Source organism: Pseudoalteromonas sp. SG45-1 (assembly GCF_014164135.1).
Taxonomy (GTDB): domain Bacteria; phylum Pseudomonadota; class Gammaproteobacteria; order Enterobacterales; family Alteromonadaceae; genus Pseudoalteromonas; species Pseudoalteromonas distincta.
Map to the genome: position 1 here is coordinate 157017 of NZ_JACJEP010000005.1, position 22402 is coordinate 179418.

A 22402-nucleotide genomic window follows, 5' to 3' on the forward strand; every position below is an offset into this window, starting at 1 on the left:
AGCACAACTGATTTAAACACAAACTGCGAGTAAGTTGCTCGCAGCTTATTGTGTATATTAGTACGTTGAGTTTGGTGTGTACTCAGGGTTGATATCGCCGCCTACTTCCTCTGGGTCAACATCGTTAATAAGCAGTGTTTCACGTACAGCTTCAATGTGATCAAGTACGCTTTGGTAGCGCTCGCCATATTCATACTTTGTCACTTCAATCGCTTTAGGCATGTAAGTAAAAGCTATTTTTAGGGCGTGGAGTGCTTCTTCGTTTATTTTTTCGCTCATAATGTTCTCTTATGTTTAGGCTATAGCTAACCTGAGTTCTGGATAATAAATCTATCTCAAGCAGCTATTTTTAGCGCTAACTGCGTTGAATTTCCTTGCAATAGACCAGCTATTGACGCGTAAATTCGCCTTGTTTTCACCAAAAATTTCTAGCTAGAGAGAAACAGACTTAAATATCGTTATTATTTATAGTGTTTTTAAATCTCTTAACCAGAATTCAGGTTAGTTAGTAAAATAACACCAAATACGATTCGGTAAAGACCAAAACTAACAAAAGTGAAATTTTCTAGAAAGCGTATGAATAGTTTAATAGTAAAATAAGCAACTATAAAAGACGTTAAAAAACCTACAGCAAGGGCAGTTAGGTCATCTAAGCTAAACAGTTGGTAATGTTTAAGTAAGTCGTACCCTGAGGCTGCTGCAAGTACAGGTAAACCAAGTAAAAATGAAAATTCAGCGCTGGTTTTTCGGTTTAAACCACACAACATGGCACCAACAATAGAGCTCCCAGCACGACTAGTCCCCGGAATTAACGCAAATACTTGTGCTACGCCAATCCAAAGTGCTTGTTTATAAGTAACTTGGGTTACATCGGTAGTTGTGCAGTGAGCCTCTTTATAACTGCGCTCTAATAGTAAAAAGATCACACCGCCTACAATAAACATAACACCTACTACTGGTACGCTAAACAGTGTTTTTATTACATCACTAAATATAAAACCAATAATACCCAAAGGAATAAATGCAATGGCAACTTTCACCCATAAATTGAAATGTTTAGGGCTAAACTTGTCTTTATAGTTGGCTAGTACCGCTAAAATGGCGGCAAGTTGGATAATGACTTCGAAGGCGAGGTTAGTGTCTGTTGATTCAATGCCTAACCACTTTGACGCTACAATTAAGTGCCCAGTTGATGATATGGGTAAAAACTCTGTTATTCCTTCAATAATACCTAAAATAATCGCGTTAATTATATCCACGGTTTACTGCTTCCTGAAAAATTAAAAAGCCCGAACTCGGCTTAACTGAAATGACGCATTACTGCGTACCTAAATTGCGAGGCGTAGCATAAAAGCTCTTAAAGCAAACCAACAGTATTTTTAGACTTAATGTGTTTAATAAATTGCATTAAGTGTTAAATGCACAATATAATAACAATTGTTATCATTTGCATATGATGTTTTGTATATGTTTGGGCAAATTTAATGAGCGAATAATGAATAATAAAAAAACGTTTACAGCTACACGGCGAAGGCACCTAATTGCATGTGTGCTAGCGCTAATTACTGCGGTAATAATGATTCCGGGTATGACAACTTATTTACCGTTTCAAATGAATGAACAAATATTACTGCCTATTTTACTCTTTCCTGTTATTTGGACTGCGTTGTTTATTTATGCGTATTTGGCGCAAAAGGTATGGCAACCGTTTGTTGTAATGTTTGCACTGTGTGTATTACATGGTTTATTGAGTTTTTGGGCGTTAACGCAGGGGCAGGGATGAAGTCGATTACTTTAAAAAAGCTATTTTTATTACATAGCTGGGTAGGAATTATTACTGCTGTACTGCTATTTATTGTTGCATTTAGTGGGGCGTTAGCAGTGCTGTCGCGACCTGAGTTAAAAATATGGGCAAATCCAGAGCTACAATCTAGCCAACACGTTGCCAGCGCGCAAATTAATCGACTAGTAAACGAATACCATAAACAGGTGCCTAGTGAATTTGGCGAAAACATTCATGTGTTTTTACCAAGTGGACATAACTTTCATTTATTAACGTTGGTATTTGAATCCCACCATGGCGATGAAAACTATGACCAAGAGGTGGCCAGAGTATTTCAATTTCATCCCAATACATTGGCGCTGGAAAATACTTACTATGGGCCTAGTAAAGAATTTTACGCTAATAAAAAAACGGATGCGCCAACTTATATAGGTGAGTTTCATGCAGATTTGCATTTAGGGCGACCAATTGGGTTAATACTCACTGGTTTTTTAGGTTTAACACTTTTAGTAAGTGCAGTGACAGGCTTGTTTATTCATCGTAAATTGATAAAAGAGCTCTTTACGTTTAGGCGAGATAAAGGATTAGATATTGCAGTAAGCGATGCTCATAAGGTCATAGGTATTTGGGGCAGCGTATTTAATATTGTAATTGGTTTTACAGGATCATTTTTAGGGCTTGCGACCGTTATTTTATTACCAGCAGCTGCGTTTGTGAGCTTTGGTGGCGATCAAGATAAGTTAATAGAAACGTTTACCGCTATTCCTGAGCCGGTAGTTAGCCACATTAAGCAACCTACAAAAATAGACACTATTTTAGACAATGCTCATAGTCGTTACCCTGAAGCAATAATTAGGGATGTCACAATAATGGCGCATAACGATGCGAATGCGCAGGTGTATTTGCGTTTGTTAGGTGGCGAGGCTGTTGCTTCTCAATTACTGCATTATAAAGGCAATGGTGAGTTTGTGCAGTCGATGAGTAGTTTTGGTGATATTTCAGGTGTTTCGATAAAAGTAATTGAGTTGATGTTTCCGCTGCACTTTGGGAACTTTGCAGGGGTGTTTGTAAAATTACTTTGGGTATTGCTTGGCTTAAGTACTGCGCTTTTACCTATTTCGGGCATGATGATGTGGCTAGCAAAGCGTACACGTGGCAGTAGCCCGTCGCTGAGTGTGCAGGCATATGCACTCTGGAATCGTTTTATTATTGGTAGTTGTGGAGGCTTGGTATTAGCAAGCTTTGTGTTATTTCCTTTGCAAGTTGTACTTAATTATACCGTTATTGGTGTGGCGCAAAATAGCTTTTTTGGACCCGTGTTTTTTTATACGTGGTTGGCATGGTTACTCTTAAGTGTATTGCCTATAGGTTATAAAAACTATTTTAAGCTGACTCTTTTGCTATGCGGCGCTTCGCTTGCTTTGGTGCTGCCGCTCAATATTATATTTGGCGTGAGCAATGTTATTAACCTTAATAGCTCGCTTGTCGCGATAGTAGATATAAGTTTTATGGTGGTGGGTATCGCGTGTATTTTTGGTGCCTTAAAAATAAAAAACACACAAAAATTACAAGCAGAGGTACAACCCGCATGAACGAACTACTAATTATAATTGCCATGGTAAGTCTATTATTAATGATGCTTAATATACGCAAAAACACACTCACAATACCCACTAAAGCTTTTTTATGTACACTGCTATTTAGTTTAGCGCTGATATGCTTTATGAGTGTTTATGGTATTTTAGGCGGTGCAATATGCACCGTTGTAGGAGCTATGTTAGCAGGGTTACTAACTGCAGTTATTGCGGGTAAAGCGCCGCAATTATTAGGGTAAAAAATGCAGTTATTTAGCTAAAAAGGCCTTAGCAGCATCAACTCCCATATTGTAACCACTATTAAGTATTTCAAACTTTTTAGTGGTTCGGCCAACTTTAAAATTAGCTGGTGGAGCAATAATATTGATTTTGCAGTCATTTGGTGGATTCATAATAAAATCGATAGACTTATTATAAAAATCAGCCCTATCTAAGGTCGCTTGAACTAATGCAGGATAGTTTTTATACATTTTTTTAGTAAGCCAAGGTGCCTTACTTGGTTTTTTACGATAGCCTAAACATTGAGACAAAATAACGGTGATTTCGCGTGCACCCATTTCGTAAGCTTTTATAACCGGAATTGAATCAGCAACACCGCCATCGGTCATCGCTATGTCATTAATAATAGGGTAGTCACGATATGCAATGGGTATAGCGCATGATGCTTTTAATTGATGCACCATATCGGCGCTGGTGGCTTTTAAATAGTGTGCTTTGCCTGATTCGATTGCCGTAGATACAATATAAAACTCTTGTGGAGTTTGTTCGAATACCTCTGTATGAAGGCGTATTTCGCGAATTGTTTCTTGCCATAACCAATCTAAATCAAATAAATGACCACCTTTAATAAAGCGCGCTAAATTAATAAATTCAGGACGGCATGAATAGTCGGTAATCACTTTATAATTTCGCATTGGTTGTTTGCATAAAAATGCGGCTATATTAGTTGCTCCGGCTGAAACACCAAAATAGCGTTCAAATGGCTGGTATTGCTGTTTTAAAAACTCATCAAGCACACCAGCGGCAAATATACCGCGCATTGCACCGCCTTCAACGACGAGTGTGTTTTTATTATTGTTGTTCATGGCCAATCCTTTTTATGAAATTTGATGTTATCAACTCAGTCTAAAAAATGCGATAGAGATTACTGAAGATGATAAAAAATTAAAGCAGGGTACACATCGCGGAACTCACTGCTTTCTGGTAAGGTTTAGTATTACAAGGCTTTGTTAATAATAAAGAATAACTACTTATGTTTGATCCTAGCGTAACCATTTTTGAAAGCACACAGAGTCAGCTTGCAGAAAGTCCTCTTTGGCATCCTATGCTGAACACTTTTTTTTGGGTCGATATAAATAAAAAATTACTTTTAAGCAAAAATATACACAGCGAAAGCCAACTAAAAACCGTGAATATGCCCGATACGCTCAGTGCAATAGCGTGGATTGATGAGCAGCACTTATTGCTAGGGACAAGTACTGGTATATACAAATACCATATTAATTCAAGCACTCGCCATCTTATCCTTAGTATTGAAAATACACAGCTAAATCGACGTTCAAACGACGGCCGTGCTGATCCATGGGGTGGCTTTTGGTTAAGTACAATGGATGTAAATGCTAAAAAAGGGGATGGTAAAATATACCGTTATTATAAAAACCAGCTTAAAGCCGTTGTAAGTGGTTTGAGTATCCCAAATGGATTGTGTTTTGATAAGTCCCGTTTACGCGGTTATTACTGCGACTCTTTAACGAGTTGCATTTATGTATTAGATTTGGATGAGAAAACTGGTGAGCCTTGCGCTGAGCCACGTGTTTTTTATCAATTTAATAATACTGATGTTGACCCCGATGGCTGCGTAACCGATAAATTAGGCAATTTGTGGCTAGCTGTTTGGGGAATGGGATGTGTTATGTGTTTATCCCCAAGCGGTGAGCTAATTAAAACAATAGAGCTTTGTGCATTAAAACCGACGTGCACCGCCTTCGGTGGTGAAAATGCTGAGTTGCTACTTGTAACATCGGCATTTGATGAAGCGATTAATAATACTGTTGGTGAACAAGGCGCTGTATTTCAGATCTCCGGTATAAAAAAAGGGCAGTTTGAGCCGCCCGTTTTACTGTAACTTGTAATTTTCAGTGATGATTAGCTTTTAGGCGTAACCCACATAATACCACTTCTTTTTTAGTTACTAAAACCTCAGTACTGGCGATAATTGGTTGCTCACTTTCAACGCCTTACTTAGCTTACTACGCGTAAATCACTGAGTAGTTGTATTGTTTATAATTTCAGGTGTATGGATTATCACTACAGCAAACTTTAAACCACTAAAACTCACTGCAGTGAGCCACCTTAGTCGGTTTTTAAAAACTAGCTATTTTATTTCTACCTGTTTCTTTTGCGTTATAAAGGGCTATGTCGGCGTTAGTTATAACCTCTTTGGGTTTTGTTTTGTGATTGGGTATGAAACTATAAAACCCAATGCTTAAAGTGAGGTATTTACTGACAGTTGAAAAGTTATGTTCAATTGCGAGTTCTGCGATTTTTTCCTGAATAAGAACAGCAAACCTTTGACAGTGTTCTGTGTCGACTGCAGGTAAAACTATCGCAAATTCTTCACCCCCGAAACGAGCTGCTAGATCACCTTCGCGTTTACAAATATAGTGTAGCGCTTTGGCCACTCGCTTTAGCACTTCATCGCCAAGCTGATGCCCATAGTTATCGTTATAACGCTTAAAAAAATCAATATCACACATAATTAAACTGATAGATTCTTTATTACGTGCACAACGCTTAATTTCGCATTTTAAAGTCTGATCAAAACAACGTCTATTAGCAATGTTTGTAAGGCCATCCGTATTGACTTGTTTATTGAGTTTTTGGTTGGCGTTAATGAGTTGCTGCTGAGTTTGTTGAAGCTCTTGCTTATAATTTAAATTTTTGAAAGCATTAGCAAGCATTTCACCTACTAACCTTAGGCGAATAAGGTCTAAATCTGTCCAGTCTTGCTTTTGAATTACACAATCACAGCCAATAAAGCCAACCAGTTCTTTGTCATAGCGTAAACCAATGCAAAGTACCGATTTTATTTCTTGTCGCTGGAAAATCGTTTTTTCGCTCATTGCTTGAATGGGGAGCAAAGATACATCATTCACTCTGAATAAATGGGTACGGGCCATCGAACTAAAAAAATAAGGGAGGTCGCTTTTTAAAAGGTTTTGTAAGTCGTCTTTAAAAGCTTTGATACCATCATTGACCCATTCGTGAGTGTTATTAATAGTTTTACCATCTTCGGCAAACTTAAAAAGATAACTCCTATCGGCATTGCAAACCGTACCGACTGCTTTTAATGCATAGTTAATATGCTTATCAACATCGTCATTTTGAATATCAATTAAGTCAGTTGAGATGTTCGATATAATATTATCAAAATCATATTGTTCATCCACGTTGTTATTTAATATATCGATAATAATAATGGAGTTTGAATTAGGTAAATTTGCAAATTTTACGTTGAGTAGCAATTTGGATGATTGTTTCGATAAAATAAACTGGCATTGGTTATTTGCCGTAAAATAATCAAAGAATAGCTCCTCGATCAACAGATTTTTTTTACTGTGATGATTGGTTAAAGTGATGTGTGAAAAATCAGTTTTATAAAAATGTGATTGGTCTTTTAAGTCAAACAAGTCCTGTGCCTGGCTGTTAACTTTAAATATATCTTCATTGGCATCATAAAGTAATACGCAAAACGGCAATAACTCCAAGTTTTGCCATGCTTCTTCTGATAGGTTATTACTCACTCAACTCTCCATGTGTCCAAGCCATAATTAAATTCTTTTTCTTTACTAACTATTAGCACATTTTTTTTTGATTTACTAAGTTTTTAGTGCGTTTGCGGGCAGTACGTATTATAATTGATACTGTATATCATTACCCATTTCTACTCTAAGCCATCTTTGGCTTATTTGCACTTTAAGTATAGGTTATTCAAGCATTTCATGACAGAAATCACTACACACCAAGCTTCTCGTCGTCGGTTACTCATTGCGCTAGCAATTACGTGTTCGTTTATGGTAATTCAGGTTATAGGTGCTTATTATTCTAATTCGCTTGCTGTTCTTGCTGATGCGGGGCATTTGTTTGTTCACAATAGCTCGTTATTCATCGCACTGATAGCATCAAGTCTCGCTATTCATTTTGCCAAAACCTATAACGATGGCCATCAACGAGCAGAGCTTTTTGGTGGCCTAGTGAACGGGTTTTTATACCTAGCAATCAGTTTAATTATTTTGTATGAAGGTGGTGAGCGCTATATACACCAACATGAAGGAAATGAGCTGGCTATCAATAGTTATTTAATGTCGGTTATTGCTGCTATTGGTTTTTTATTTCATGGGGCTGCTGCATGGGTTTTATATAAAGGCCGCAAAGCGAGTATTAATGTGTACGCGGTATTTTTACATTCATTCTTTGATCTGATTTCTACCGTATCGACATTTGTTGCCGGTATTCTTATATATTTTACAGGCTGGGTTGTAATCGATATTTTATCGAGTATGTTAATTGCTTCTTTCGTATTATTCACCGGTATTAAGGTCATAATTAGTTGTATAAAAGGTTTACGCCTAAATAAAGCGAAACTTCCTAAAGTTACTGATATTGAAAGTAAAATTACAGATATGGAACATGTTCATAATGTCCATAATGTCACTGTAACGCGCAAATATAATGGTATTGTAGTAGGCGCACACGTTGTCCTTAAACAACATTGTACGATTGAAAAACATGATGAAGCGTGTCGTATGAAAGTAGAGCAATTATTAGCCGAAAAATTTAATGTACGTAATAGTGTATTACAAATTGAAAGCCATGAATGCCATCATATCCATTAATAGCATCTAATTAATATAAAAGCGTGTAATAATGATTAGCACGCTTTTAATGTTTCAAATCAAATCAAATCAAATCAAATCAATGATATTGCTAAAACAATCGCTTTTACGTAAGTCTTTAGCATTCATTGGTTTTGCAAAGTAATAACCCTGTAATACATGGCAGCCAACCTCGGCTAAAAAGAGCATCTGTTCGCGCGTTTCTACTCCTTCTGCAATGCAGTATAGATCTAAGTTTTCTGCCAATGAAAAAATAGTTTTAATAATTGATTCATCTCCCTTATCTATACCAATACTATTTACAAAGCTTTGATCTATCTTAATAACATTAATAGGGAATTGGCTTAAGTAGGTGAGTGATGAGTATCCTGTACCAAAATCGTCAAGCAGTAATTTAAACCCAGCAGCTTTTAGGTTTTGCAGCTGTTTGGCTGCTTTAAGCTTATCTTCTAATAAAATACTCTCTGTTATTTCGAGCCTTAATTGTCTTGGATGAACTTGAGAGTCCGCTAATATAGCCATTAACCGCTGTGTTATGTTTGTTTTTAAAATGTGTTTAGGCGATAAGTTTAAAGATATATAAAACAACGGGTTTACGCTGAGTATAGGCGCAAGTTCAATTAGTGAACGGTGCAAGGCTTGCTCAGTAAGAAGTTCTATTAAACCGGTTTCCTCAGCTACAGGAATAAAAAGAGCTGGAGATATTAACTGGCCTTCATTTTTCCAGCGCATGAGTAACTCCACGCCATTTATTGTTTTTTCTTCTATGTCGATAATAGGCTGGTAGTGATTAAAAAATCGGTTGTCTTTTACTGCATCTTTTAAATCATTTTCAAGCAGTAACTTTTGTTTTATTAGCTCATTCATTTCATCGCTAAAAAACTTAAAGTCGTTTCTCCCGCCTTGCTTAGCGTGCATCATTGCAACATCGGCATTACGGATGAGTATATCTGTGGTTACAGCATCGAATGGGTATAGAGCTACGCCAATACTTGCTGAGATATTAATAGAGAAGTCTTCAATAATTACTTTATTAGCTAATTCATTACTAATTTTTCTTACGTTATCGCGAAGAGATTGGAGTGATTTTATATTTTGAATCAGCACTAAAAATTCATCACCACTTTGGCGGCCAAGTATAGCGTTTTCGCTAAGCATACCGCTTACTCTTTGGGTAATATTACATAACAACTTGTCACCCACTGCATGGCCAAAAGAGTCATTAACAGGTTTGAACTTATCTAAATCAATAAATAATAATGCGCATTGGGTATTGTTTTTATCGGCATATTTAATCGCCTTTTCAATGTTTTGATACATTAAACTACGATTAGGTAGGTGCGTTAGAGGGTCAAAATTAGCCAAATAGCGCAGTTCGTTTTCAGCACGTTTTTGTTCAGTTAAATCTGTAATAACAATCACATAGTAACTTGCAGTGTCTTTTGTTACAGCTGTGGCACTTATATGTATTGGGTGTTCATTATTTCTTGCTGTTCTTATATAAACATCACTTTGCCAGTTTTCAGTTGGTTTTAATTTTTTTAAAATACTAGCAAACTCTCTGCACTTATCTTTACCAATTGCTTTAATAAACAATTTAGGGCTAATTTTGGTGGCCGTTTGCTCGTTTGAAAATGTTTCAATAAAACTATTGTTCGCAGAAAATGGCATTAAACGCTTATCGAGTATAAGTAACCAATCGTTTATTTGGCTAAACGCTTCACCTAAAATTTTTGCTTGTTGCTCATTAGCTCGTTGCTCGGTGATATTGGTATATATGCCAGAAACATATAGAGGCTCATTTGTTTGAGGATCGTATATAACTTGCCCTGTATCTTGATACCAGAGCCAATGGCCATTTTTATGCTGTAAACGGTAAGTTGCTTGCCAGTTTTGTTGTTTTTTGTACTTGAAGTAGTTTTCCCATTGGTTTTCAAAACGACGTCGATCGTCTGGGTGTATAAGCGCTAAAAATTGATCTATATGCACGCGTTCAGGTAAGTCTGTATAGCCTAATTCACTTCCCCTGAGCGTATTTACGGAAGCGTCTTTAAAATTATAATCCCATACGCCGCTTTTATTATTTTTAAGCGCGAGTTCTGTTTGCTTTTGCGAATGAATAGTCGCTCTATGGGCTTGTTCAATTGCTACTCGGCGGCTGCGATACTGCCAAAAAATAAAAAATAACACCCCAAGAATTAAAATAATGTAGGTGGCTATAGCAATGGGCGATTTCCAAGGAGCATACGCCACGTTGATATTAAGTGTTGTAGGCTCGCTTGTAATAATACCATCACGATTATGTGCTGATATTTTTAGTGAGTAATTACCAGGTTGAAGCTTTGTGAAAAACACTTGATTAGATTGTAAATCTTCATATGTAAGAGACGTAGGCCCTGAAAGGATTACTTTATAATATGCTTTATCAATATTAGGGTAAGAGAAGTTAGAAAAGCTAACCGTCAATCCCATGTCTTCATAATTTAATTCAAGTGGTTTGCTAAGGTATTTATGAGGATTGTAATTGAGTTCCCTAGTAAGGAGGCTAATATCAGTAATAGCCAGATTACTTTTTTGTAATTGTTCTTCTTCATTAAAGTCTAACGGATTAAAAAGTAAGGCTCCAGCATTGCTGCCGAACATAAGCCTGCCATCGCTTAATGTTGCTGCCGCTATTGGTGTAAATTGGTTTATATTCAAACCGTCTTTTACTGAAAAACTCACTACATTGAGTGTATCTAGGTCTATTTGATAAAGACCATTGTCGGTACTTGCCCATAAAAAGCCGTTTTTATCAGGAAGTAGTGAATAGATAGAATCAGTATTAAACGAATTTTTTAATCCTATATAGTGCTTTATTTCATAAGTAACGGTGTCAACGCCTAGCAAACCTTCGTGAGTGGTTGCTAACCATAAAATGTTTCGTTTTGAGTCTAAGTAAAAGTTTTCTACAGTGTAAAAAATATCTTCTTTAGGATTAAAAGACTGAAATATAGTCGTTAAAGTTTTCGTTTTTTCGTTGTACCTAAGGAAGCTTTTTGATGTGCCAAGTACAAACTCTTCAGGATGTGTGTCGAGGTGTTTATAAAAAGCGTAAGAAAATAAAGGATCGACTTGCTCTTTGAGCCCCTTAATAATTCTTGTTTTTCCTGTTGTTTCATTAAAAACATAAAAATTATCATCCGACATAAATGCATATGTGTCTGCAGATAACTGGGCAAAGCCAAATAAGTTGGATTGGTTAATTACATCTTTTTCTGTGTCTTTATTTTCAATAATTTTACCCGTTTGTTTATCAAACAGTTTAAAACCATCGAAAGTAACAAGCCAAAGGAATTGATTATCACCAATTGAAGACGCAAAAATATCATAAACGGCAGATGCCCCGTATATTGCTTTTGAGTCGGTTGAGCTTAGATATACATCACTTTTATTTGTTGCTTTGTCGTACCGTGCAATTCCATCTTCTGTTCCTAACCAAATAATATTATTTTTGTCTTGGTAGGTGGCATGAACAGTATTGTTACCGGGTAAAGTAATGTGTTTAAACCGTCGGGTTTTAATTGGCCATGTAAACACGCCCTGGGTTCTAGATGCGAGCCAAAGTACGCCGGACTTATCAACCATTAGATCGTTTATTGAGTTTTCATTAATATTAAACTTACTTTTTTCATAATTTAATACGAATTCTAGTTCTTTGGTTTCGCGGTGATAACTGAACAATCCACTTTCGGTTGCTACAAACTCCCCGTAAACAGTATTGGCATAATCCCATATATTATAATCAGGGATTAAAGTTGTAATATTTGCTGCAGATATATTTTTGGTATTATCGAATGCTAATTGATACATGCCTTCAACAGTACCAACAAGTAATCCTAATTCATTATCAACACTTAAGAATTTGACGTTTACATTATCTATCGTATTTTTTTCAGGGGGATGAAGAGGTATTTTTACAAGTTCTGAATTATCTATATTTGCAGTGTATAAACCATCATTTGTACCAATATATAAAGTGTTTTTATATATTGTTAATGACCGAATGTAGTCACCTTTATTTGGCAGGATTAGCTTAAATGTGAAGCGTTTACTCGTCTCATCAAATGTATATATTTGGGCATCTATGGCGAAGTAAAAAGTACCTTGTTGCTGAGTCATTGCAGAGATCGGAGAGAACATTTTTTGTTCTTTATCTATTTGACCAGAATAGATTTTTTCGGTTTTTAAAGTGAGGGGATCTATTATATAGGCACCAGAAAGATCTGTTGAGACAATGATTTTTCCGTCTTCGGCTTTAAATAATGCATAAATATAGTGTTTATCTAGGCCAAAGCCGCCACTAAAAGTTTTTACATTATAACCATCAAAACGGTTTAAACCCTGTTGGGTTGCTATCCAAATATAACCAATATCATCCTCTTGAGTCTGCAAAACGTAACTTTGTGATAGGCCTTCGTCAGTAGAAATTCGTTGTAATTGCTGAGCATAGTTTTGTGATGCAAAAGTGCTTTGGATGCATAGTAAAAAAGTGATGGTGATATGAAAAAAAAATTTGCTCAAACGCACTTATAAACACTCTCAGTGGAAGATAGGATGATGCTTAGCTAGATAGTAAATATAGCATAAGTTTTTATTTTTTAATTACAAATAATATACATAACGCTAAAAGTCCTATTTTTAAATAGTGAGCTACTCTATACAGATAATAGTAAATGCTTAGAAGGAGAGTATAGTGGTTTTCTCTAATGTTGATGCAAAAAACAGCGTGTTATTAGTTATAGACTTACAAGAGTTGCTTGCTCCTGCAATTAAAGATTTTCCGAATATTTTAAAAAGCACATTGCAGTTAGCACAAGCGGGTATTATTCATGGCGTTCCATGTTTAGTAACGGAGCAATATGTTAAAGGTTTGGGCGAGACTAATCAGCAAATTAAAAATACGTTATCTAATGCCACGTATTTTCATAAAACGTACTTTAGTGCGTGTGCAGAGCCTGGTTTTGTTGATACGTTAAAAAGCCATGGTAAAAAGCAAGTTGTTGTTGTGGGAACTGAAGCACATGTGTGTGTTTTACAAACATGCTTAGATTTAATAGAAAATGACTTTGAAGTTATTATTGTTTACGACGGAGTTGGTTCGAGAAACCCGCAAAATAAAAATTTGGCGATTGAGCAGCTACGTCAAGCTGGAGCTGTAATTTCATGCGCTGAAATAGTAATTTTTCAATGGACAAAAAAAGCTGCTACGCCTACGTTTAAGAAAATACTGCCTATAATTAAGTAGACCGCATGCATGTAATGTAAATAAAATGCATTGCTTTGATGTGTCGTTAGTTAATTATTGTGTTAAGTAAACTGAAACTCGTTTATATACGTATATTGCAGACTGCTTTATAAAACAACAATGCAAACAACAATTTTAAGGTTCTTATGTCTAGTATTGGCCGGTTATTTACAATTATTTTCAGTCTTTTGTTTGTCGAGTCTATTGCTATAGGCTTGTATTTCGACACATTAGCGCAGGCTTTTATGATAGGTTTGCCATTGTGTTTATTACCTATATGGCTTTTAAAAACACAAGGTGATAGCCCTATTATCCCCCATGTGGTAGCTGCCGCCATAATGATGTTTTCTTTTTTGCACATACAACAAACTTTTGGGCTGATTGAAGTCCATTTTGAAATATTTATTTTAATGCCCATGTTAATTGTTTTTGTACAGTGGCGAGTGTTTATTACGGCTATTATTTTTGTAGCGGTACATCATTTATCTTTTTATTATTTACAAACTCAAAATACGGGTTTTTACGTATTTGACCCTGATAGACTCGCTTTTACTACGGTGCTAATTCATGCTGGATACGCAATAGTTGAAGTATTAGTTGCAGGCTATATTGCAAAAACGCTGCAACGGGAACGTCGTGCGGGCTTATCTTTAAGTTATGCGACAGAACAAATAATGAAAGATCCTGAAAACATTAAACTCTCTCTTCGCGCGGATGACACTAAAAGCGAAGCTGTAGCAGGATTTAACACATTACTAGATTACTTATCTGATGTTATTAAACAGGTACAAACACAATCAGAATCATTGCAAAAAAACTCACAAGAGCTTATTGATGTACACGATCAGTTAGCGAGTGGTGCGGTTCAACGCACACAACAAACCGATGATATTGCTAATTCTGGCGCTCAAGTTGCCAATGGCTTTAAACTTGTAGAAGAAGAAAGTGAGGTGCTTAAGCGCCAAGTTGACCATATTACACAATCTGCAGGTGATGCATTAAAAGAAGTGCTTCAAACAGACGCTAAAAGTAGAGAGTTGTTAACACTGCTTAATCATACCGAAGAAAAAATAAATCACTTAGTGGCAGCGGGCGATGTTATTTCAGGGCTTCTTAATGAAATATCAGGCATTGCCGAGCAAACAAACCTACTTGCTTTAAATGCAGCTATTGAAGCTGCCCGCGCAGGCGAACACGGTCGAGGTTTTGCTGTTGTTGCTGATGAGGTAAGATCTTTGGCTAACCACAGTAAAGCAACAACAGATAAAATTAGTCTTACATTAAAAGATCTTGTTAATAATAGTAAAACGTCAACGCAATCAATGAGTCAGTGTGTGAGTTTTGTAGTTGATTTAACAAGTATTAGTGCTGCAATGAAAGAGAATATTTCAGCAATGAGCGAGCAAATAGCCGCAGTATCTTCAAGCTCTGACTCAGTTGCACAAGTGGTAGCGGAGCAGGCAGGTAATACCGAGTTAATAGCAAGCAGTACTGATACTATGCGCCAAAATCAGTACCAAGATACGCAAATAGTGCAGCAGTTAACCGCTAAGGTGCAGTTAATCGATGTAAGTATTGATGTATTAGAGCAAAGCATTGCCAAGTTTAAATAAATCTAACTCTTTTGTATTTTCGCTTATAGCTATATGGCTTGTTTGTGTTGTTGCAGGGTTAGTTTATTTTCAGTTAGAGCAACTTAAACCGTTTGATAGCTCAAAAGTTTTATTGCAAAAGCACTGGTTTAATAACTTTAAAAAGCAATTGGACTGGGTTGACACTAATGAAGCGTCGTTAGTGCTTATAACTGAAAAAAATTGCGGGTGCACCATACAGGCTAAACCACATATTTCATCGTTAAGCTCTTTTGCTGCCAATAAAGCTATGAAGGTTGTACAAGTTGAATTAACACCAAAGCTTAAACTTGTTATTCCGGCAACGCCTGCCGCCGTTATTATTAATAAAAACGGTGATTTTGTTTATGCCGGTCCTCTCTCCGAAGGGTTAGCGTGTGCCCAGGGAAGTGGCTTTGTTGAAACTGCGGTCACTAATTTAGCTGCAGGTTTTAACTCAAACCTCTTAATTACACAAACCAAGGGATGTTATTGTGTAAATAATGCGTAAATAACGTGCAGAAAAAATTAAGGCTCGCACTTAAATCAACAGTTACGAGCTTTAACATTGATTAAATTGTCACTAAGCCATAAATACCTAATGACACAAACACACAAGCAGCAATAGCACGTACGGTGTTTAGAGATATTCTTTTTAGTAATGCATTACCAGCATATATAACAGGCACGTTAGCAATTAGCATACCTAACGTGGTTCCTACCGTTACCCAAAACACAGACTGATATTGTGCGCCTAGCAACACTGTCGCTATTTGTGTTTTATCACCAATTTCTGCAATAAAAAATAATACAAAAGCAACTAAAAAAGCCCCGTAGCTATCGTATTTACTACTTACATCTTCGTCTTTGTCTGGAACTAATAGCCAAAGGCCAACAACAATAAAGCTGATGTTTACAAGCCAAGGTAAATATTCAGAAGAAAAACTATTACTTAACCACTGCCCAAACCACGCTGATAGGCCATGATTGAGTAAAGTTGCGGCTAAAATACCAAGAATAAGTGCGCTTTTATTACGAAAACGGGCAGCTAACAGGAGTGATAAAAGCTGGGTTTTATCGCCAATTTCGGCAAGTGTAACAGTGACGGTTGAGGTTAAAAAAACTTCCATTATTGATTCTTACAGGCGGGAATACTAAACCAAGGCAAACAACTATCTCCCGCCATGAGGATAGTGTCTACCTAGGTCTCGCCGATAACGCTTGCTACAACATTACAAACTTACCATGCACATGAGGTGCAATTATGTTGATAAGTTTACTCATTACTGAGCGGGCTACTCCCCTAAGAGGCGGCCATTATTCCATAACTTTATTCTTAGGTAAATATAGTTAAGAGAACAAATACCATACACTAATAAATAATTTATATTTATTAGTGAGGAAGCTATTGATAACAATTGTCGTTTAGATTAGTATGCACCTATTGAATGTAATTAACACGGTTTGTATTGATGTATATTTGTCTTTGTCACGGTGTGACTGATAAAAAAATTGAGCAAACAATTGACGATGGTGCAACGACCATGCGTGAATTAACCAAAGAGCTTAAAGTAGGCAGCCAATGCGGTAAGTGTTGTGGTTGTACTAAAAAGATCCTTAATCGCAGACTTATTCAAATTGCGGATGTAACGGATCAAGTTGCTTAATTACATATAAAATTTAGATATAAAAAAAGCAGCTTTTTAGCTGCTTTTTTTATGCTTGTTACTATTTACAGTTGAGACTGTAAGTAGTTTTTGATACCCGTATTTTTAATAAGTAATTGTTGGGTTTCTAACCAATCAATTTGCTCTTCTTGTTCATTTAAAATGTGATCAAGAGCTTCACGGGTAATGTAATCTTTTTTACTTTCAGCCAGTTTAACGGCGCTTCGTAACTCGTCAATAGTATCGAGTTCAAAACTCATGTTAGCAGCAATCATTTCTTCGCTGTTTTCACCAATACGTAATCGGCCTAGGTCTTGAAGATTTGGTAAGCCTTCTAAAAACAAAATACGTTCAATTAAACGATCAGCGTTTTTCATTTTTTGAATTGATACTTTGTAGTCTGCTTTATCAAGCTGTGTAAAGCCAAAATCTTTAAACATACGTGCATGTAAAAAGTATTGGTTAATACCAACAAGCTCATTAGCGAGTACTTTATTAAGCGCTGCAATAACGTCTTTATCGCCTTTCATAATATGCTCCTACTAAGCCATTTGTGCTTGATGATAATTTTCAGAACCAATTTTATCAATTAGACCAAGTTGTTGCTCTAACCAGTAAACATGATCTTCTTCGGTATCAAATAACAGCTTTTCTAAAATGCTACGAGATTGATAATCTTGTTGTTCTTCACATATTGCGATTACGTCTTTAACACACGCAACTACTTCAAGCTCTAGTGTTAAATCGTTTTGCATCATGCTTTTTACATCGTTACCGATAAGTAAATCACGGCGCTTAGTCATATTTGGTACACCTTCTAAAAACAAGATGCGCTTAATAAGCCAGTCTGCGTGATCTTTTTCTTCTTCCATTTCGTGGTTAAGGCGCTCGTATAGTTTGTTTAAACCCCAGTCGTCATACATGCGCGAGTGTATAAAATACTGATCGATTGCTGCTAATTCGTTAGCTAACAATGTATTAAACGCATCGATTACTTTTTGATTACCTTTCATGATAAATCGCCTCAACTATTTCAATTGTATGCAGTGTAGTACATATAGCCTATATTGCAAGTTTTCTCTATAAAAATCATTGCGTTACTATTGGTTTTGATTCTTATTTAAGTTTGCGTTACTGCTTGGTTTATGGACAGTTTTATATTTGTATTAGTATCTGAGAATGATTACTAGAGGTATTTATAAACAATAAGTAGAGATACTGCTTTTCATATTATCTTTTTAAATAAATAGGCATGCTGATGCCTATTTATTGAGTCTATCACTAATTAAAACTGGTATTTAGTACCCAGCGTTGCGGTTGTGCCTAATCCTTTAATATTATATCCACCGTAGGTGTAAGCCTGTGCGCGGGCAGGGTAGTAATCGCTATTAAATAGGTTTTCTATTCCAAAATACCCACTCCACCTGGCGTTAACATTGTATTGGCCACTTAAGTTGAATGTGTTGTAGCTACTAACAGGGCCCTGATCGCCAGAGTATTGGCCCTGTGCATTTTTATCAAAGCGCTTTCTGTCGCCTACATATAAAAAGCTCATTGCAAGCGATAGCTCGTCATTTGTTTGCCACGTTACATTCGCCGTTGCTTTGGGTGGGCTAATTTGGCTTGCGCCTAGGTAGTCATCAGCTTCGGTGTTTTTACCTTCTACGTAACTGTATGTGGCGCTTAATTTAAGGTCTTGGTTAATAGTATAATTAACTAACCCTTCGTAACCCCATATTTCTTGTGGTGCACGTACGGGTTTGTAAACACCCGTTACTTCATTATACTCATTACTTGTACCAAGCTCTGAGGTACTTCTGTAAAGAGCAAATTCAAAACGTACGTTTTCAAACTGTGAGGTAAAACCAATTTCGTAATTGTCGATTATTGAGGCTTGTGTTTGAACAAGTGCAATATCGTCAACAGTTGCAGCGCGAAGTAGGCGACCAATATCAGAAATATCAGAGCCCTGTGAATAACTAAAAAATGGGCTGAATGCATCTGTTAAATTGTATTTTATGCCTGCATTATACGTTGTAGCGTCATAGTTTATGGTATCACCACGCACATTTAATGGTACTGAACATTGAGATACGGTTTTGCAAAGTTTTAGCGTTTGGTAGTCACTTACACTCAAATCAATGCTTTCGTTTCTTACACCCGCTTTTACAATAATATCGTCGTTTATTACCCATTTGGTTTGTAAAAAGCCAGCCACACTTTTCATGTCCATTTCTGGCACCCACACACGGCCATCTACTAAAGGTTGCGATGTTTTATCATTTAAGGCATCAATACCGTAGATTAGAGTGGCTGTTAGGTTTTCAAAATCAAACTGGCTATTAAATGTAGCTCTTGCACCTTGCTTGTCTGATTTAATAACCGATTGACCACCGCTATAACCTTCATCAAGATTGGCTAAAGCGGTTGAGAAAAAGAATACGTTTTCTATATTTTGTTTATACAGATCGAGGGTCATTTGTGTGTTTTCAAACAACGCGTAATCAACATATTTTAGGGTTATATTTTCGTTGCCTTCTGGGCCTTGCGGTTTACCTTGTTTTTGAAGCGCTAATGGGACGTGTATAGCGTATGTTTTTTCCCCTATATTGCCATCGCCAGTAACATCGCCTAAATCAGTTTTTTGCTGTGAGCTGTAAAAGTTATAGCTGAACTGCAGTTGCTTTTCGTCGTCAAAATCATAAGTTAGTTTGGTAAAATAGTTTTGAGTTTCAGAGTCTGATAAACCATATTGCAAGCCTAAAATATCGCCCTGTGCATCGCGTTGTACGCCGTTTTCTTCATAGCTTGCCGTTAACAGGTAGCTTAGTTGGTCGAGCTTACCGTTTACTGCGGCTGATACTCTACCGCCACCACTTTCTGCTAATTTAACAGCGCTAAAGCGGCTTGAAATACTTATTTCGCCTTCCGGTTTACCATCACTACGCGCTTGTTTTGTTATGTAGTTAATAATGCCACCTGAGGCACCATTACCATAAATAGACGTTGCGCCTTTTATGACTTCAATGCGCGCTATTGCGCTGGCGTCTAACGTTTTTACGCCTAAAGAACCATTACGAAGAGGGGTTGATTGCGGTACGCCATCAATCATTATTAATGGCGCACGGCCGCGTAGTGTTTGTCCTGAATTACTTGAACTACCAGTATCTGGGGCAAGGCCAGGAACCATTTGCGCGAGTAAACTTCCCAATTCTGAGCTTACTTTTAAATGCTGTTGTATTTGTTGCTGATTAATAACGGTGATCGAGGCTGGTACTTCGTCAATGCTTTCTGATATACGGCTGCCTGAAACAATGACATGCTCAAATTGATCAGAATTGTATTCATTTTTATTATTTTCATTTGCTAACGTGTTAGTACTTATTGCAACAGCGATAAGGCAAAGCGAAGTTTTTAACATGGGGTGTCTTAGTTGATAACAATTTACGTAATGGTAATCATTATCAACTAATGACACAGGTGTTAATGAGATTTATTTCCATTTATGGCGTTTTAACCAGAAATACACACCGCTTACAATAAAAAATGCGAGTGAAAGGGCTATTAATAACCATAAAAACTGCACGATAGGACCTGCAAAATCACCAATGTGAAACTTATATTTGAAGTTCCATGCTTGTGTTGTGAAGTTTGTTTTACTGGCGTCAAATGAGTTTAATACTTTACCCGTAAATGGGTTAGTCCAAACCCAGCTGTAAGCGTGACTTTCGCCAGGGTTTTGCATTCTCAGTGCAATTGCTTCGTCATCCTTTTTAGGTAAGTAAATTCTATATAATTTACCGTCTGGAAATACGTTCTCTGCATTTTTAATTGCTTCATTGTAGTTTAAAGTAGCTTGAGAAGGGGTTATTACTTTTGGTGCTTTAGGTCTTTGTTCTACCTTGTTTAAGGTCACAAATTCTAATACCGATTGAGTTTGTGTTTTCCAGTTAAATGCCATACCAGTAAAGGCAATCAGCATAAGCGGTATAAAAAAGTAAACACCAAGCACTGTATGTAATTGATACATGAGCACTCTAAATTTGGCTTTTGGTTTTATAGCTAAACGTTTAACTCTGTTTTTGGGCTTTACCCATAAATAAAAGCCCAGTAATACATTTATTAAAAGTAGCAATGCACACACCGACATCCAATTTCGAAAGGTTTTTTCACCTTTACTGTTTTCAAACAACAGCCAACGATGTAATCCCATAGCAAACCCATAAATCGTATCGGTTGATTCATAGATGTTTAGTACACTCCCTGAGTAGGGGTTAACACTGGCGTAGTGTTTATTGGCTAACCGAAATTGCCATGCTGCGTTTGGCGCTTGTTCGGGCATAAAAAAGGTGATTTTTTGCTTAGTTTGAGCTTGTACATTTTGTATAAGTTCATCGTAATGCATTAAGTTTTTTTGGGGTGTTACTTGCCATTTCTCAGGCTCTATTAGGTGCTGTATGTCTTTTGCATAAATCATAACAGCACCGGTTAGGCTCACTATTAATAAAAATAGTCCGCTAATTAGGGCAAGGCCTAAATGAATTCTACGTAACCAAAGTTTCAAAAACGGTATCTCATTATGAGTTAATGACAATATTGTAAATGATAATACGAGCTGTTTTCAATTAAATAGTTATGTATTTGGTTTAGCTTGTTATTAAGAGCATTAAATTGGGCTTTAATTTGCGATTGGTCGGATTTCTATTATGCAATTTTCAATATTAAAATTGTCGTGTAAAAAGCTTTTTACTGCTGGCAAATTAATTAAGTGCTGAGTGCCAATAATAAGCTCACAATAATTTTCTTTATCATCTAGTTGCCAAAGCTTAATGCTAACTACCGATTCGATATTAAATTCATTACTAATAGCATGTGATATTGCGTGTATATCAATATTGCTAGGCGCTGCTTGCATTAAAATTTTGCAGCTTTGCTTTAATAGTAAAATGCCATGATAAATTACATAAAGAGAAATAAGCACAGTGGCAATTAAGTCAACGATATACCACTGGTATAAAATAATTAAGGTGCCCGCAATAATAACAACAATAGATGCCATTGCATCTGATACGTTATGAATAAAGGCCGCTTTTATATTTATACTGTGATTTGCGCCAGCTCGGTAGGTTAAATATGCGGTTGCTAAATCAATAATCAATGCTATTGCTGCCACCCACACAACTATCCAACCATTAATTGGTTGAGGGTTTAAATAGCTCGAAATGGCTTCAAAAATTAAATACACACCAATTAATATCAATGTACTGCTATTAAAAAGTGTGGCAAGTATTTCAGCGCGTTTATAGCCAAAATGATGAGTGGTGTCAGCAGGTTTATTACCAATTTTACGTGCAACGAGCGCGATAAATATAGCGGCAGCATCACTTAAATTATGAAGTGCATCGGCTATAAGTGACAAACTGCCCGAAAATACCCCGCCAATAACTTGGGCTACGGTTAGCAATACATTAATAACCACAGCGACGGTTAGCTGTTTATCGCTCTGGTTTTCGTCTACATGACTATGTGAGTGATCGTGCGCCATAATGACCTCAAATGTATTAA

20 protein-coding genes are annotated in these 22402 nt (G+C 36.6%); 9 read left to right on the forward strand and 11 right to left on the reverse strand.

Features of this window, described 5'->3' with window-relative positions:
• Nucleotides 1-57 precede the first annotated feature (57 nt).
• Both H5117_RS06765 and H5117_RS06770 read right to left on the reverse strand, forming a co-directional pair.
• Complete coding sequence (locus H5117_RS06765; RefSeq protein ID WP_007375621.1) at nt 58-279, reverse strand: hypothetical protein; 222 nt, start codon at nt 277-279, stop codon at nt 58-60.
• 206 nt (nt 280-485) lie between these two features.
• Nucleotides 486-1259, reverse strand: coding sequence for an undecaprenyl-diphosphate phosphatase (locus H5117_RS06770; RefSeq protein ID WP_182736820.1), 774 nt, complete (start codon nt 1257-1259; stop codon nt 486-488).
• Between the two features lie 236 nt (nt 1260-1495).
• Here H5117_RS06770 and H5117_RS06775 point away from each other — a divergent pair, with 236 nt between their 5' ends.
• Genes H5117_RS06775 through H5117_RS06785 form a run of 3 tightly spaced genes read left to right on the forward strand, consistent with a single transcriptional unit; the run spans nt 1496 to nt 3617 of the window.
• The gene (locus H5117_RS06775; protein WP_182692528.1) at nt 1496-1783 is read left to right on the forward strand and encodes a hypothetical protein; all 288 of its coding nucleotides are present in this window, start codon (nt 1496-1498) and stop codon (nt 1781-1783) included.
• Nucleotides 1780-3375 carry a PepSY domain-containing protein gene (locus tag H5117_RS06780; protein WP_182736823.1) on the forward strand — a complete coding sequence of 532 codons (1596 nt, stop codon included), beginning with the start codon at nt 1780-1782 and terminating at the stop codon, nt 3373-3375. The genes H5117_RS06775 and H5117_RS06780 overlap by 4 nt, the downstream gene beginning before the upstream one ends.
• Nucleotides 3372-3617 carry a hypothetical protein gene (locus H5117_RS06785; RefSeq protein ID WP_165723373.1) on the forward strand — a complete coding sequence of 82 codons (246 nt, stop codon included), beginning with the start codon at nt 3372-3374 and terminating at the stop codon, nt 3615-3617. Before H5117_RS06780 ends, H5117_RS06785 begins: the two co-directional genes overlap by 4 nt.
• Before the next feature lie 9 nt (nt 3618-3626).
• On the opposite strand, the gene H5117_RS06790 is transcribed toward H5117_RS06785, so the two are convergent.
• Nucleotides 3627-4463 (reverse strand): patatin family protein, encoded by an 837-nt coding sequence (locus tag H5117_RS06790; protein WP_165723372.1) that lies wholly within the window; start codon nt 4461-4463, stop codon nt 3627-3629.
• 167 nt (nt 4464-4630) lie between these two features.
• On the opposite strand from H5117_RS06790, the gene H5117_RS06795 reads away from it, so the two are divergent.
• Nucleotides 4631-5503: an SMP-30/gluconolactonase/LRE family protein gene (locus tag H5117_RS06795; RefSeq protein ID WP_149603577.1), complete on the forward strand. Its 873-nt coding sequence runs from the start codon at nt 4631-4633 to the stop codon at nt 5501-5503.
• A gap of 238 nt (nt 5504-5741) precedes the next feature.
• On the opposite strand, the gene H5117_RS06800 is transcribed toward H5117_RS06795, so the two are convergent.
• Entirely contained in the window at nt 5742-7181 is a 1440-nt protein-coding gene (locus H5117_RS06800; RefSeq protein ID WP_182724046.1) for a diguanylate cyclase domain-containing protein, read from the reverse strand.
• 198 nt (nt 7182-7379) lie between these two features.
• Here H5117_RS06800 and H5117_RS06805 point away from each other — a divergent pair, with 198 nt between their 5' ends.
• Complete coding sequence (locus tag H5117_RS06805) at nt 7380-8273, forward strand: cation diffusion facilitator family transporter (RefSeq protein ID WP_002960617.1); 894 nt, start codon at nt 7380-7382, stop codon at nt 8271-8273.
• A gap of 69 nt (nt 8274-8342) precedes the next feature.
• Here H5117_RS06805 and H5117_RS06810 read toward each other — a convergent pair whose 3' ends face one another.
• The gene (locus tag H5117_RS06810; RefSeq protein ID WP_182736825.1) at nt 8343-12842 is read right to left on the reverse strand and encodes an EAL domain-containing protein; all 4500 of its coding nucleotides are present in this window, start codon (nt 12840-12842) and stop codon (nt 8343-8345) included.
• 166 nt (nt 12843-13008) lie between these two features.
• Between H5117_RS06810 and H5117_RS06815 the strand changes: the two genes are divergently transcribed.
• From H5117_RS06815 to H5117_RS06825, 3 genes are all read left to right on the forward strand, one after another.
• A complete protein-coding gene (locus H5117_RS06815; protein WP_182736827.1) occupies nt 13009-13560 on the forward strand; it encodes an isochorismatase family protein in 552 nt (183 codons plus the stop codon).
• Nucleotides 13561-13706: 146 nt separating this feature from the next.
• Entirely contained in the window at nt 13707-15173 is a 1467-nt protein-coding gene (locus H5117_RS06820; protein WP_165723367.1) for a methyl-accepting chemotaxis protein, read from the forward strand.
• Nucleotides 15157-15681 (forward strand): DUF6436 domain-containing protein, encoded by a 525-nt coding sequence (locus tag H5117_RS06825; RefSeq protein ID WP_182695209.1) that lies wholly within the window; start codon nt 15157-15159, stop codon nt 15679-15681. Before H5117_RS06820 ends, H5117_RS06825 begins: the two co-directional genes overlap by 17 nt.
• 61 nt (nt 15682-15742) lie before the next feature.
• On the opposite strand, the gene H5117_RS06830 is transcribed toward H5117_RS06825, so the two are convergent.
• A complete protein-coding gene (locus H5117_RS06830; protein ID WP_024605680.1) occupies nt 15743-16300 on the reverse strand; it encodes a TMEM165/GDT1 family protein in 558 nt (185 codons plus the stop codon).
• A 342-nt stretch (nt 16301-16642) separates the two neighbouring features.
• Here H5117_RS06830 and H5117_RS06835 point away from each other — a divergent pair, with 342 nt between their 5' ends.
• Nucleotides 16643-16837 carry a (2Fe-2S)-binding protein gene (locus tag H5117_RS06835; protein ID WP_002960627.1) on the forward strand — a complete coding sequence of 65 codons (195 nt, stop codon included), beginning with the start codon at nt 16643-16645 and terminating at the stop codon, nt 16835-16837.
• Nucleotides 16838-16902: 65 nt separating this feature from the next.
• Here H5117_RS06835 and bfr (H5117_RS06840) read toward each other — a convergent pair whose 3' ends face one another.
• The 5 genes from bfr (H5117_RS06840) to H5117_RS06860 form a co-directional block, all read right to left on the reverse strand.
• Nucleotides 16903-17367 (reverse strand): bacterioferritin, encoded by a 465-nt coding sequence (gene bfr / locus H5117_RS06840; RefSeq protein WP_002958984.1) that lies wholly within the window; start codon nt 17365-17367, stop codon nt 16903-16905.
• 12 nt (nt 17368-17379) lie between these two features.
• Complete coding sequence (gene bfr / locus H5117_RS06845) at nt 17380-17850, reverse strand: bacterioferritin (RefSeq protein ID WP_002958985.1); 471 nt, start codon at nt 17848-17850, stop codon at nt 17380-17382.
• Between the two features lie 272 nt (nt 17851-18122).
• Nucleotides 18123-20258: a TonB-dependent receptor gene (locus tag H5117_RS06850; RefSeq protein WP_182736830.1), complete on the reverse strand. Its 2136-nt coding sequence runs from the start codon at nt 20256-20258 to the stop codon at nt 18123-18125.
• Nucleotides 20259-20330: 72 nt separating this feature from the next.
• Nucleotides 20331-21401 (reverse strand): PepSY domain-containing protein, encoded by a 1071-nt coding sequence (locus H5117_RS06855; RefSeq protein WP_182695205.1) that lies wholly within the window; start codon nt 21399-21401, stop codon nt 20331-20333.
• A gap of 114 nt (nt 21402-21515) precedes the next feature.
• Complete coding sequence (locus tag H5117_RS06860; protein WP_182695204.1) at nt 21516-22382, reverse strand: cation diffusion facilitator family transporter; 867 nt, start codon at nt 22380-22382, stop codon at nt 21516-21518.
• Nucleotides 22383-22402: the final 20 nt, after the last annotated feature.

Excerpts from the sequence above, each read along its gene's own strand:
- H5117_RS06765 (WP_007375621.1), bottom strand. The coding sequence starts at position 279 with ATGAGCGAAAAAATAAACGAAGAAGCACTCCACGCCCTAAAAATAGCT.
- H5117_RS06775 (WP_182692528.1), top strand. The coding sequence starts at position 1,496 with ATGAATAATAAAAAAACGTTTACAGCTACACGGCGAAGGCACCTAATT.
- H5117_RS06780 (WP_182736823.1), top strand. The coding sequence starts at position 1,780 with ATGAAGTCGATTACTTTAAAAAAGCTATTTTTATTACATAGCTGGGTA.
- H5117_RS06785 (WP_165723373.1), top strand. The coding sequence starts at position 3,372 with ATGAACGAACTACTAATTATAATTGCCATGGTAAGTCTATTATTAATG.
- H5117_RS06790 (WP_165723372.1), bottom strand. The coding sequence starts at position 4,463 with ATGAACAACAATAATAAAAACACACTCGTCGTTGAAGGCGGTGCAATG.
- H5117_RS06795 (WP_149603577.1), top strand. The coding sequence starts at position 4,631 with ATGTTTGATCCTAGCGTAACCATTTTTGAAAGCACACAGAGTCAGCTT.
- H5117_RS06805 (WP_002960617.1), top strand. The coding sequence starts at position 7,380 with ATGACAGAAATCACTACACACCAAGCTTCTCGTCGTCGGTTACTCATT.
- H5117_RS06820 (WP_165723367.1), top strand. The coding sequence starts at position 13,707 with ATGTCTAGTATTGGCCGGTTATTTACAATTATTTTCAGTCTTTTGTTT.
- H5117_RS06830 (WP_024605680.1), bottom strand. The coding sequence starts at position 16,300 with ATGGAAGTTTTTTTAACCTCAACCGTCACTGTTACACTTGCCGAAATT.
- H5117_RS06835 (WP_002960627.1), top strand. The coding sequence starts at position 16,643 with ATGTATATTTGTCTTTGTCACGGTGTGACTGATAAAAAAATTGAGCAA.
- bfr (WP_002958984.1), bottom strand. The coding sequence starts at position 17,367 with ATGAAAGGCGATAAAGACGTTATTGCAGCGCTTAATAAAGTACTCGCT.
- bfr (WP_002958985.1), bottom strand. The coding sequence starts at position 17,850 with ATGAAAGGTAATCAAAAAGTAATCGATGCGTTTAATACATTGTTAGCT.
- H5117_RS06850 (WP_182736830.1), bottom strand. The coding sequence starts at position 20,258 with ATGTTAAAAACTTCGCTTTGCCTTATCGCTGTTGCAATAAGTACTAAC.
- H5117_RS06860 (WP_182695204.1), bottom strand. The coding sequence starts at position 22,382 with ATGGCGCACGATCACTCACATAGTCATGTAGACGAAAACCAGAGCGAT.